A 12024-nucleotide genomic window follows, 5' to 3' on the forward strand; every position below is an offset into this window, starting at 1 on the left:
GGGGCCGGGACCTAGAGTCCCGGCCATGGGGGTAACCGACCTCCAGGCTCGGCTGGTCGATGCGGGCGGGGCGTTCGCGAGCAACGCGCGCAATCCGCAGCTGCGTCGCGCCCAGCTCAGCTTCCTCGGCGCCTGGACCGCCGAGTACGCCTTCACCGTCGCTCTCGGGATCGTCGCCTACCGGGAGGGCGGCGCGGCTGCCGTCGGGCTGGTCGGGCTCCTCCGGATGCTCCCCTCGGCCCTCCTGGCCCCCTTGCTCACCCCGCTGGCCGATCGGGGCCGTCGCGAGCGGGTCCTCGTCCTGGTGTCGATGCTGCGCGGGCTCGCCACCGCCGGCGCCGCCCTCGCGGCGGCGTGGCAGGGGCCCGCGGTGGTGGTCTACACCCTCGCCGTGCTCTCGACCGTCGCAGCGACGCTCTTCCGACCCGCGCACTCGGCGCTGCTGCCCTCGCTGTGCCGGACGGGTCACGAGCTGGCGAGCGCGAACGTCGTCCGCGGCATGCTCGACTCGGTGGCCACGCTCGTCGGTCCGCTGCTGGCGGCGGTGCTGCTCGGCCTGACCGATGTGTCGGTCGTCTTCACCGTCGCCGCCGTGGCCTCCTTCGCGTCTGCCGCGATCCTGGTGGGTCTTCGCTACGACGCACCACCACGTCCGGCCGCCCACCAGCGACCACAGCTGCTCGCCGAGGCGGTCCAGGGGCTGCAGGTGGTGTCGTCCAGCCGCGACCTCACCCTCGTGATGGTGCTCGCCGCCGCGCAGGCCCTCACCAAGGGCGCGCTGACGGTGCTGTCGGTCGTGGTCGCGATCGAGCTGCTCGCGACCGGGGAGCCCGGAGCCGGAGCGCTGATGACTGCCGTGGGGGTCGGGGCAGTGGTGGGATCGCTGTTCGCGTCGCTGCTCGTGGGCACGGCCAGGCTGTGTGCCTGGTTCGCCCTGGGGATCGCGCTCTGGGGCCTGCCGCTGGTCGTGGTGGGCCTGGTGCCCCAGGAGGCCCTGGCCCTCGTGGTGCTGGCGTTCATCGGGGTGGGCAACGCCCTCATCGACGTCGCGGCGTTCACGTTGCTCGGGAGGTTGGCCCCCGAGGAGGTCCTGGCCAGGGTGTTCGGCGTGCTCGAGAGCACCGTGGCCGTCTTCGTCGGGCTCGGTGCGGTGCTGGCCTCCGGCATCGTGGAGGTCTGGGGGCCGCGGGCCGCGCTCGTGTGCGTGGGGCTGGTGTGTCCCGTGCTGGCTGCGGTCGCACTCCCGCGCCTTCGCAGGCTCGACCACGCCGTCGGCGTGCGCGACCGGGCGGTGACGCTCCTGCAGCAGGTCCCCATGCTGCGGGTGCTGCCCCTGCCCTCGATCGAGCAGCTCGCGCGCGGGCTCCGGCCGGTCGCGGTGCCGGAAGGTCAGGAGGTCTTCGCCCAGGGCGAGGTGGGCGACGTCTACTTCGTCATCGAGTCGGGCGAGGCCGAGGTCCTCGGTGACGGGCGGATCGTGACCTCGCTCGGGCCGGGCGAGGGGTTCGGGGAGATCGCGCTGCTCCGCCGGAGCCCCCGCACGGCCACCGTGCGTGCGCGGACCGAGCTCCGCCTGCGTGCCCTCGACGGTGAGCACTTCCTCCCCGTCGTCCTGGGGTTCACCCCGGCCGGTCGTGAGGCCACCGCGGGCGTGGACCTGCTGCTGGACAGGTGGGCCCCCGGCACGGACCCCCTGCCCTGAGTCACGACCGGGGCGCTCCGCGGTCCTCGTCGCGCTGGCCCGGAGCCGTGAGCCAGGCGTCGATGTCGGCCAGCGCGCGGTCGACGACGTCGGAGGGTGCCCGCGAGGCCCGGAACGACATCCGGGCGAGCTCGGCCAGCTGGGCGTCGGTCAGGTCGTGGGCGGCACGCATCGTGGCGTACTGCGCCGCGAGCCGCGACCCGAACAGCAGCGGGTCGTCGGCGCCGAGGGCGACGATGGCGCCGGCCTCGACGAGCTGGGGGAGCGGCACCGAGGTGAGGTCGCTGTAGACCCCCAGCGCCACGTTGGAGACCGGGCACACCTCGAGCGCGATGCCCCGCGTGACGACCTCCTCGAGCAGCCGCGGGTCCTCCGCGGTGCGCACGCCGTGGCCGAGTCGTCCGGGGTGGAGGTGGTCGAGGCAGGTGCGGACGTGGTCGGGCCCGCGCAGCTCGCCACCGTGCGGGACCAGCAGCAGCCCGGCCCGCTCGGCGATCGCGAAGGCCGGGCCGAAGTCGGCCGTCGTGCCCCGGCGCTCGTCGTTGGACAGCCCGAAGCCGACGACCCCGTGCCCGGCGTACTGCGCGGCCAGCCGGGCGAGCGTGCGCGCGTCGAGGGGGTGGCGGGTGCGGTTGGCGGCGATCACGACCGCCATGCCGAGCCCGGTGTCGCGCGCGGTCTGGTCGACGGCGTCGAGGACGAGGTCGGTGAAGGCGGTGATGCCGCCGAACCGGGCCGCGTAGCCCGACGGGTCGACCTGGATCTCCAGCCAGCGCCCGCCGTCGGCGACGTCGTCCTCGGCGGCCTCCCGCACCAGCCGGCGGACGTCGCCCTCGGTGCGCAGCACGCTCCGCGCGACGTCGTAGAGCCGCTGGAACCGGAACCAGCCCTTCTCGTCGGCCGCCGACAGCGGCGGCGGCCACTCGCTGACCAGCGACTCGGGCAGGTGGATGCCGTCGCGCTCGGCGAGCTCGAGCAGGGTCGCGTGGCGCATCGACCCGGTGAAGTGAAGATGAAGGTGAGCCTTGGGCAGGGCAGCAAGCTGCCCTCGCCCTGCGCTCACCACCGTTCCCCCGCGCTTCGCGCTCGTTGTGGTTGCGGCGGGCGCGCCATCACTGGTCAGTTGCCGGCCAGCTTCTCGGCGGCGGCGAGCAGGACGCAGGTGGCGACGGCCTCCATGGCCTCGCGGACCTCGGCGAGGACCGGGAAGGTCGGGGCGAGCCGGATGTTGGTGTCGTCGGGGTCGTGGCTGCCGGGGAAGGCCGACCCGGCCGGGGTCAGCGCGACCCCGGCGCCCTTCGCGAGCTCGATCACGCGGGAGGCGGTGCCCGGCAGCACGTCGAGGCTGACGAAGTAGCCGCCTCGCGGGTCGGTCCAGGTCGCCACGCCGGTGCCGCCGAGGCGTTCCTGGAGGACCTCGAGGACCGCCGCGAACTTCGGCGCGATCACCTCGCGGTGCTGGCGCATGTGGTCGCGCACCCCGTCGGGGGAGCCGAAGAACTGCACGTGCCGCAGCTGGTTGAGCTTGTCGGGGCCGATCGAGCCCTTGCCGAGGTGGCCGGTCCACCAGGCCACCGTCTCGGGCGAGCCGGCGAGGAAGGCGACCCCGGCGCCGGCGTAGGTGATCTTGGAGGTCGAGGCGAAGACGATCGGCCGGTGGGGGTTGCCCGACGCGGCCGCGAGCGAGAGGACGTCCGCGCTCTTGGTCTCCTCGGCGGTGAGGTGGTGGAGCGCGTAGGCGTTGTCCCAGAAGATCTTGAAGTCCGGCGCCGCGGTGGGCATGGACACCAGGCGAGCCGCGACCTCCTGGGTCGTCACCTGGCCGGTGGGGTTGGCATAGGTCGGGACCAGCCACATGCCCTTGATGGTGGGGTCGCTCGCTGCCAGGCGGGCGACGGCCTCGACGTCGGGGCCGTCGTCGGTCATGGGCACCGTGACGGTGTCGATGCCGAGCCAGCTCAGCAGGGTGAAGTGGCGGTCGTAGCCGGGCACCGGGCAGATGAAGGTGACCTTCTCCTCGGCCGACCACGGCCGCTCGGAGTCGACGGCACCGTGGAGCCACAGGTCGACGAGGGTCTCGCGCATCATGACCAGGCTCGAGGAACCGCCGGCGACGACCTGGCCGGGCTCGATCCCGAGCAGCTCGCCGAACATCTCCCGGATCTCCCGGATCCCGTTCAGCCCGCCGTAGTTGCGGACGTCGACGCCGTCTCCGTCCTTGACCGACGTCGGGAGCGAGAGCAGCCCGTCCGACAGGTCGAGCTGCTCGGTCGAGGGCTTGCCCCGGGTCAGGTCGAGGGACAGGCCGCGCCCGAGCAGCGCGTCGTACGCCGCCTGCTGCTGCTCGCGGAAGGCGGCGAGGTCGTCGGCGGGCAGGTCCGGCAGGGAGGTCGTCTGGTCGGCCACGGGCCCATGCTCGCATCCCCTCCCCGGTCGATGAAGTGCCGGTTCGACTCAGGCTTCGTCCGCCGGGTACTGTTCGGTTCTGGCGTTTCCCCAGATGCTTCGGCCTGCCCGCAGGACGTGCTGGAAGCGCCGTAGGGCACTAGCTCAACTGGCAGAGCATCGGTCTCCAAAACCGAAGGTTGGGGGTTCAAGTCCCTCGTGCCCTGCAAGATCCCACACCGAGTGAGAAGAGGAAGGCGATGACGGACAGCCGCGCTGATCGCCGCGAGAGCACGGAGCAGCGGACCAGCCCGGTCACGTTCTACCGGCAGGTCGTGGCCGAGCTGCGGAAGGTCGTCTGGCCGACGCAGGAGCAGCTGGTCACCTACTTCATCGTGACCCTGGTCTTCGTCGCCTTCTTCATGACGCTCGTGTCCCTGCTCGACCTCGGCTTCGGCAAGCTGGTCTTCGAGATCTTCACCGGCGGCAACGCGTAGTGAGTGACGAGCAGGACGCCCCCACCCACGACGACATGACGGAGCAGCAGGTGTCGGAGCAGCACGACGAGAACATCGTCGCATCGGACCAGACCGACGAGATGGCCGACGAGATGGCCGACGAGATGGTCGCCGAGGGTGGCGAGACCGCCCCCGAGGAGAGCCCCGCCGACGAGGTCGTCGAGGAGTCCACGGACGCACCCGACGAGGCTGCCGACGAGGCCGGCGAGGTCGAGGAGCCCGCTGACGACGACCCGCTCGAGGCCTTCCGCCGCGAGCTCTGGGCCAAGCCCGGCGACTGGTACGTCGTCCACACCTACTCCGGCATGGAGAAGCGGGTGAAGTCCAACCTCGAGAACCGCATCATCTCCCTCAACATGGAGGACTACATCCACGAGGTCGTGGTCCCCACCGAGGACGTCGCGGAGATCAAGAACGGCCAGCGCAAGATGGTCAACCGGACCCGCTTCGCCGGCTACGTCCTGGTTCGCATGGACCTCACCGACGAGTCGTGGGCCGCGGTCCGCCACACCCCCTCGGTCACGGGCTTCGTGGGCCACGCCCACCAGCCCGTGCCGCTGAGCATGGCCGAGGTCGAGAACTGGCTGGCCCCCACCTTCGCCGAGGCGGAGGCCGAGGCGGCCGCCGCGTCCGGGGAGGGCGAGACCTCCGGCACCACCACGACCACCCAGAAGCGCCCGATCGAGGTCGCCGACTTCGCGGTCTCCGACTCGGTCATGGTCGTCGACGGCCCGTTCGCCACGCTCCACGCGACGATCACCGAGATCAACGCCGAGGCCCAGCGGGTCAAGGCGCTCGTCGAGATCTTCGGCCGGGAGACCCCGGTCGAGCTCAGCTTCTCGCAGGTGCAGAAGGTCTGAGCGCGGGCTGACGAAGCCGGCACGATTTCCGGATCGTGCCCCCGCCGTCCAGAATGGACGGCTGCAACACCAGTGGCAGGGGATGCCCCCGTCATGACCACGAGAGAGAAAGAAGAAGGCAATGCCTCCCAAGAAGAAGATTGCTGCGCTCGTCAAGGTGCAGCTGCAGGCTGGCGCAGCGACTCCGGCTCCGCCGGTGGGTACCGCCCTCGGTCCCCACGGCGTGAACATCATGGACTTCTGCAAGGCCTACAACGCGCAGACCGAGTCGATGCGCGGCAACGTGATCCCCGTCGAGATCACCATCTACGAGGACCGCTCGTTCGACTTCATCACCAAGACCCCGCCGGCCGCCGAGCTGATCAAGAAGGCTGCCGGTCTCCAGAAGGGTTCGGGTGTCCCGCACAAGGAGAAGGTCGGCAAGCTGACCAAGGACCAGGTGCGCGAGATCGCCACGACGAAGCTTCCCGACCTCAACGCCAACGACATCGAGGCCGCCATGAAGATCGTCGAGGGCACCGCCCGCTCCATGGGCGTCACCACCGACTGATCCAGGTCGAGACCCACCCACCCTTCCGTGGCAGGGCCGCGCTGGCCCGCTGACCACTCTTCAGAAACGAGATCCGACATGCAGCGCAGCAAGACCTACCGCGCCGCGAGCGAGCTGTTCGACAAGAACGAGATCTACTCGCCGCTGGCCGCCATCAAGATCGCCAAGAACGGCAGCAAGAAGAAGTTCGACGAGACCGTCGACGTCGTCATGCGCCTCGGCGTCGACCCCCGCAAGGCCGACCAGATGGTGCGCGGCACCGTCAACCTGCCCCACGGCACCGGCAAGACCGCGAAGGTCCTCGTGTTCGCGAACGCCGACAAGGCCGACGCCGCCCGTGAGGCCGGCGCCGACGTCGTCGGTGGCGACGAGCTGATCGAGAAGGTCGCCGGCGGCTGGCTCGACTTCGACGCCGTCGTCGCGACCCCCGACATGATGGGCAAGGTCGGCCGCCTCGGCCGTGTGCTCGGCCCCCGCGGCCTGATGCCGAACCCGAAGACCGGCACCGTGACGCCCGACCCGGCCAAGGCCGTCTCGGACATCAAGGGCGGCAAGATCGAGTTCCGCGTCGACCGCCACGCCAACCTGCACTTCATCATCGGCAAGGCCTCGTTCGCCGAGGCCCAGCTGGCGGAGAACTACGCCGCCGCCCTCGAGGAGGTGCTGCGGCTCAAGCCGGCCAGCTCCAAGGGTCGCTACATCAAGAAGGTGACGGTCTCCACGACCATGGGCCCCGGTGTCCAGGTCGACCCCAACCGCACCAAGAACGTCGCCGGTGAGGACGCCGCTCCCGCCGAGTGACGCAGCCGTACGGCGCATCGTGGCCCGGTCTCCCCGCGGGGGGCCGGGCCACGGTCATTCGGTGAAGACCCGCTCGTCGACGAGCTTCTCGCTGACCACGGCGCCGTCGGGCTCGAAGCGGCCGCGGCCGAAGTCCTTGCGGAACTCGAGCTCGGCGCCGGCGCGGCCCGAGCGGTTCTTCTCCAGGGTCATCACGGAGTAGTTCCTGAAGTGCTCGCCGTTGTCGCCGGCGTACATCAGGTGGTGGCGGGCGACGATGTCGGCCTTGTTGGCGAGCACGATCACCACGTCGGCCTCGTAGGCCAGCGCCGTGGAGCCCTTCATGTTGCGTGCCCGCATCCGCTGGCCCGGCTCGAGGCCCGCGCGGTCGGAGGCCGAGAGGGCGAGCACCGGGCACTCGTACTCGATCGCGATGTCCTTGAGCCCCTCGGTGACGGCCGTGACCGACTCCTCCTCGTTCATCGCCTCCAGGGGGCGCACCTTCTGCAGGTAGTCGATGACGATCAGTGGCGGTTCGCCGAACTCGGTGATGACGTCCTTCACGGCGGTGGCGATCACGCCGAGGTTCGTCTGGGTGGTGGTGGAGCGGTGGATCAGCATCTTCTGGGCGTAGGACGCGACCTTCTCGAGCGCGTCGAGGCCGCCGGTGTAGCGACGCAGCCGCTCGGGCAGTCCGCCGTCCGTGTCGTCGGTGCCCTCGAACGCCGCGCGGACCTGGTAGACGGTGACGCCGTCCTCGAACCCGAGGTCGGCCGCCTCGGCGGAGATGACCTTCTGGAGGAGCACCTCGGCCTCGAGCTCGAAGGAGAAGAAGAGGACCGGGCGACCGACGCGGGCGACACCCCGGGCGATCTGCAGCGCGAAGGTGGTCTTGCCCTCACCCTGGGCGCCGGCCAGCAGGTTGAGGCCGCCGGCGCGCAGGCCTCCGCCGAGGGCGTCGTCGAGCAGCGGGAACCCGGTCGGCCAGATCCGCGCGTCCTCCTCGGGGGAGAGCAGGCGCGCGTCGACGCGCTCGAGCACCTCACCGAGGGGGTTGAGCAGCGGGTCGTCCATGGGAGGATCGTCCCATCGTCGTGGGCGGGCCGCCGGTGATTTGGCCGGGATGACCCGATCGGCCTAGAGTGCGTGGTCGTAACCAGAGACCGCCGGTGATCCCTCACAGGATCGAAGGTTCCGCTGACGCGGACGGCCAGCGCAGGAGACAGAGCAGGATCCGCCTCGCGGACATCCCACGCCCTGAGCCTGTGCTCGGGGCGTTCGTCGTCTCCGGGCCCGGAGGTCTCTCCATTCCGGAAGGAGACCCATGGCGCGGGCAGACAAGCAGGCCGCCGTCGCGGAGATCGTTGAGTCGTTCAACGAGGCTTCGGGCGCGGTGCTGACCGAGTACCGCGGCCTCACCGTGAAGCAGCTCCAGGAGCTGCGTCGCTCGCTCGGTGAGAACGCGAGCTACGCCGTGGTCAAGAACACGCTGGCCAAGATCGCCGCCACCGAGGCGGGGATCGACGGCTTCGACGACCTCCTCAACGGTCCCACCGCGATCGCCTTCATCAACGGCGACGCGGTCGAGGCCGCGAAGGGTCTGCGTGACTTTGCCAAGGCGAACCCCACCCTGGTCATCAAGGGTGGCGTCCTGGACGGCAAGCAGCTCGACCCGACCGAGATCGCCAAGCTGGCCGACCTCGAGTCCCGCGAGGTGCTCATGGGCAAGCTGGCCGGCGCGATGCTCGCGTCGCTCAGCCAGGCCGTCTACCTCCTCAACGCCCCGATCTCGCAGGTGGCCCGGCTCGCCGGTTCCCTCGAGGCCAAGGCCCAGGAGGACCCCTCGATCCTGGCAGGTGGTGCCGGTACGCCGGTCGCTGACGCTGCCGAGGAGGCCCCGGCCGCCGACGAGGCGACCGAGGCCGAGGCTGCCGACGAGCAGCCCACCGACGCCTGACACCGGGCGCCGGACCACCACCTGTCACACGTAACAAGGAAGGAAGCCATCATGGCGAAGCTCACCACCGACGAGCTGCTCGACGCGTTCAAGGAGATGACCCTCATTGAGCTGAGCGAGTTCGTGAAGCAGTTCGAGGACACCTTCGGCGTCACCGCGGCCGCCCCGGTCGCCGTGGCCGCCGCCCCGGGCGCCGGCGCTGCCGGCGGCGACGCCGGTGCCGCTGCCGAGGAGAAGGACGAGTTCGAGGTCGTCCTCGAGGCCGCTGGCGACAAGAAGATCAACGTCATCAAGGAGGTGCGCGCGCTCACGTCCCTCGGCCTGAAGGAGGCCAAGGACCTCGTCGAGGCCGCCCCCAAGACGATCCTGGAGAACGCCACCAAGGAGGCCGCCGAGAAGGCCAAGGAGGCCCTCGAGGGCGCCGGCGCCACCGTCACCCTCAAGTGACGCTCTAGCAGCCACGGCACGACCCCGGGACGGGGCGGACACCTGCGGGTGTCCGCCCCGTCCTGCATTTCCGGGGCCCCCGCAGGTGCCTCGCGGCGCGCCTGCTGAAAGTGTGACGGTCGTCAAGAAATGTGCGTAACCTCGCGGAACGTTCCGCGTTGTTACTGGCGAGTGGCGCGCGAGCCGGGATGCCGTGCGTGCTCGGACGTGCAGGCAACCGGACGAATCGGGATGGAGGGGGTCTGGGCTCATGGGCGTGGAGATCAAGGTCGACGACCTGTCCAAGTCGTTCGGCAAGCAGCTCATCTGGGGCGACGTGACGTTGACCGTCCCCGCCGGTGAGATCTGCGTGATGCTGGGCCCGTCGGGCACCGGCAAGTCGGTGTTCCTGAAGACCCTCATCGGGCTGCTCAAGCCCGACAAGGGCTCGATCGTCATCGAGGGCACCGACATCGCCTCCTGCTCCGAGCGCGAGCTCTACGAGATCCGCAAGCTCTTCGGCGTGCTGTTCCAGGACGGCGCGATGTTCGGCTCGATGAACCTCTACGACAACGTCGCGTTCCCGCTGCGCGAGCACACCAAGAAGTCGGAGTCGGAGGTCCACTCCATCGTCATGGAGAAGATGGACCTCGTCGGCCTGATCGGCGCCGAGGACAAGCTCCCCGGCGAGATCTCCGGTGGCATGCGCAAGCGCGCGGGCCTGGCCCGGGCGCTGGTCCTCGACCCCGAGATCGTGCTGTTCGACGAGCCCGACTCGGGTCTCGACCCGGTGCGCACGTCGTTCCTCAACCAGCTGATCGTCGACCTCAACGCCCAGATCGACGCGACGTTCCTCATCGTCACCCACGACATCAACACCGCCCGCACGGTGCCTGACAACATCGGCCTGCTCTACCACAAGCACCTCGCCATGTTCGGGCCGCGCGAGATGCTGCTGAGCTCCGAGGAGCCCGTCGTCCGCCAGTTCCTCAATGCCCAGCGGGTCGGTCCGATCGGCATGTCCGAGGAGAAGGACGCCGACGAGCTCGAGGCCGAGAAGGACCAGGAGCTGCCGCCCCTGCCGCCCATCCCGCTCCAGCTCGACCCCTCCAACGGCATCGCCCGGCGCAGCCAGCGTCCGCCGGGCGAGTGGTGCAAGGAGAACGGCGTGACCCCGCCGCCGGGCTCCTTCGAGGAGAACATGTCGATGGCGACCGGGGCGTGACGTGGCGTCCCTGACCGCTTCGCGGGCGCTCGCGCCCGTCGCCGCTGCCGGCAACCTGTTCGCCTTCGCCCTCGACGTCGGGCGAGGCCTGTTCCGGCGCCCGTTCCAGCTGCGCGAGTTCATCCAGCAGGCCTGGTTCATCGCGTCCGTCACGATCATCCCGACGGCGCTGGTCGCCATCCCGTTCGGTGCGGTGATCGCGCTCCAGGTCGGTGGCCTGATCAAGCAGTTCGGGGCCCAGTCGTTCACCGGCTCCGCCTCGGTCCTCGCCGTGGTCCAGCAGGCCGCCCCCATCGGCACCGCGCTCCTGATCGCCGGCGCCGGCGGCTCCGCGATCGCGGCCGACCTCGGCGCCCGCAAGATCCGTGAAGAGCTCGACGCGATGATGGTGCTCGGCATCGATCCCATCCAGCGGCTCGTCGTGCCGCGGGTGCTCGCCTGCATGCTCGTCGCGTTCTTCCTCAACGGCATGGTCAGCTTCGTCGGCGTCGCCGGCGGCTACTTCTTCAACGTGGTGCTCCAGGACGGCACGCCCGGCGCCTACCTCGCGAGCTTCACCGCGCTCGCCCAGATCCCCGACCTGGTGATCGGCCTGATCAAGGCGCTGATCTTCGGCCTGATCGCCGCGGTCGTGGCGTCCTACAAGGGCATGAACGCCGGGGGAGGCCCGAAGGGCGTCGGTGACGCCGTCAACGAGTCGGTCGTCATCACCTTCCTGCTGCTGTTCGTCGTCAACTTCGTCCTCAGCGCGATCTACCTCCAGGTCGTGCCCCCGAAGACGGGATGACGTGATGGCCAACCTCCGCACGGCCGCACGACGGCCCCTCGACTCCCTCGACACGCTCGGTGGACAGCTCTCCTTCTACCTCGGCGTGATCCGTGCGACCCCCCGGTCGGTCACGCGCTACCCCAAGGAGATCGTCCGGATCCTCGCCGAGGTCACCCTCGGCCGCGGTGCGCTCGCCGTCATCGGCGGCACCGTGGGCGTCATCCTCGGCATGACCTTCTTCACCGGCGCCCAGGTCGGTCTGTCCGGCTACGCCGCGCTCAACCAGCTCGGCACGGCGGCGTTCTCCGGATTCGTCTCGGCCTACTTCAACACCCGCGAGATCGCGCCCCTGGTGGCCGGGATCGCGCTGGCCGCGACCGTCGGCTGTGGCTTCACCGCCCAGCTCGGCGCGATGCGGATCTCCGAGGAGGTCGACGCGCTCGAGGTCATGGCGATCCCCTCGATGCCGTTCCTGGTCGCCACCCGCGTGGTCGGTGGCCTGATCGCCATCATCCCGCTCTACGTGGTCGGGCTGGTCTCCTCCTACGTCGCCAGCAGGCTGGTGGTCACCCAGTTCTACGGACAGTCGACCGGCACCTACGACCACTACTTCGACCAGTTCCTCCCACCGGAAGACGTGTTGTGGTCCTTCGGCAAGGTGCTCGTGTTCGCCGTCACCGTGATCCTCATCCACTGCTACCACGGCTACAACGCGTCGGGCGGCCCGGCCGGCGTGGGCGTGGCCGTGGGCCGAGCGGTCCGCACGAGCATCGTCGCGGTCAACGTCATCGACCTGTTCCTGTCGATGGCGATCTGGGGCGCGTCGACCACCGTCAGGCTGGCGGGGTGATC

The 12024-nt window shown here is 70.2% G+C and carries 13 protein-coding genes and 1 tRNA gene; 11 read left to right on the forward strand and 3 right to left on the reverse strand.

Going from position 1 to position 12024, the window contains the following annotated elements; all coding sequences use genetic code 11:
• Positions 1–25: 25 nt before the first annotated feature.
• Positions 26–1702, forward strand: coding sequence for an MFS transporter (locus ABD091_RS12635; protein ID WP_343918918.1), 1677 nt, complete (start codon positions 26–28; stop codon positions 1700–1702).
• A 1-nt stretch (position 1703) separates the two neighbouring features.
• Here ABD091_RS12635 and ABD091_RS12640 read toward each other — a convergent pair whose 3' ends face one another.
• On the reverse strand, positions 1704–2696 hold the full coding sequence (locus tag ABD091_RS12640) for an adenosine deaminase (protein ID WP_343918920.1): 993 nt from the start codon (positions 2694–2696) through the stop codon (positions 1704–1706).
• A gap of 125 nt (positions 2697–2821) precedes the next feature.
• Positions 2822–4108: an aspartate aminotransferase type Ic gene (locus tag ABD091_RS12645; protein WP_343918922.1), complete on the reverse strand. Its 1287-nt coding sequence runs from the start codon at positions 4106–4108 to the stop codon at positions 2822–2824.
• Positions 4109–4241: 133 nt separating this feature from the next.
• Here ABD091_RS12645 and ABD091_RS12650 point away from each other — a divergent pair.
• The 5 genes from ABD091_RS12650 (at position 4242) to rplA (ending at position 6816) form a co-directional block, all read left to right on the forward strand.
• Positions 4242–4314, forward strand: a tRNA-Trp gene (locus tag ABD091_RS12650).
• A 33-nt stretch (positions 4315–4347) separates the two neighbouring features.
• Complete coding sequence (gene secE / locus ABD091_RS12655) at positions 4348–4584, forward strand: preprotein translocase subunit SecE (protein ID WP_343918924.1); 237 nt, start codon at positions 4348–4350, stop codon at positions 4582–4584.
• A 35-nt stretch (positions 4585–4619) separates the two neighbouring features.
• On the forward strand, positions 4620–5465 hold the full coding sequence (gene nusG, locus ABD091_RS12660) for a transcription termination/antitermination protein NusG (protein ID WP_343920942.1): 846 nt from the start codon (positions 4620–4622) through the stop codon (positions 5463–5465).
• 121 nt (positions 5466–5586) lie between these two features.
• Positions 5587–6015, forward strand: a complete 429-nt coding sequence (gene rplK / locus ABD091_RS12665) for a 50S ribosomal protein L11 (protein ID WP_343918926.1) — start codon at positions 5587–5589, stop codon at positions 6013–6015.
• 78 nt (positions 6016–6093) lie between these two features.
• The gene (gene rplA, locus ABD091_RS12670) at positions 6094–6816 is read left to right on the forward strand and encodes a 50S ribosomal protein L1 (protein WP_343918928.1); all 723 of its coding nucleotides are present in this window, start codon (positions 6094–6096) and stop codon (positions 6814–6816) included.
• A gap of 54 nt (positions 6817–6870) precedes the next feature.
• Here the strand turns inward: rplA and ABD091_RS12675 are convergent, their stop codons facing one another.
• Positions 6871–7869, reverse strand: a complete 999-nt coding sequence (locus tag ABD091_RS12675; RefSeq protein WP_343918930.1) for a DnaB-like helicase C-terminal domain-containing protein — start codon at positions 7867–7869, stop codon at positions 6871–6873.
• 250 nt (positions 7870–8119) lie between these two features.
• Between ABD091_RS12675 and rplJ the strand changes: the two genes are divergently transcribed.
• The 5 genes from rplJ to ABD091_RS12700 all read left to right on the forward strand — a co-directional run bounded on the left by rplJ (position 8120) and on the right by ABD091_RS12700 (position 12022).
• On the forward strand, positions 8120–8752 hold the full coding sequence (rplJ, locus tag ABD091_RS12680; protein ID WP_343918932.1) for a 50S ribosomal protein L10: 633 nt from the start codon (positions 8120–8122) through the stop codon (positions 8750–8752).
• Between the two features lie 51 nt (positions 8753–8803).
• On the forward strand, positions 8804–9199 hold the full coding sequence (rplL, locus tag ABD091_RS12685; protein WP_343918934.1) for a 50S ribosomal protein L7/L12: 396 nt from the start codon (positions 8804–8806) through the stop codon (positions 9197–9199).
• Positions 9200–9449: 250 nt separating this feature from the next.
• Positions 9450–10403, forward strand: coding sequence for an ABC transporter ATP-binding protein (locus ABD091_RS12690; RefSeq protein WP_343918936.1), 954 nt, complete (start codon positions 9450–9452; stop codon positions 10401–10403).
• A 1-nt stretch (position 10404) separates the two neighbouring features.
• A complete protein-coding gene (locus tag ABD091_RS12695) occupies positions 10405–11190 on the forward strand; it encodes an MlaE family ABC transporter permease (protein WP_343918938.1) in 786 nt (261 codons plus the stop codon).
• Positions 11191–11194: 4 nt separating this feature from the next.
• Entirely contained in the window at positions 11195–12022 is an 828-nt protein-coding gene (locus ABD091_RS12700; protein ID WP_343918940.1) for an MlaE family ABC transporter permease, read from the forward strand.
• Positions 12023–12024 lie beyond the last annotated feature (2 nt).

This window comes from Nocardioides aestuarii, assembly GCF_039527245.1.
In the GTDB taxonomy this organism is placed as follows: Bacteria; Actinomycetota; Actinomycetes; order Propionibacteriales; family Nocardioidaceae; genus Nocardioides; species Nocardioides aestuarii.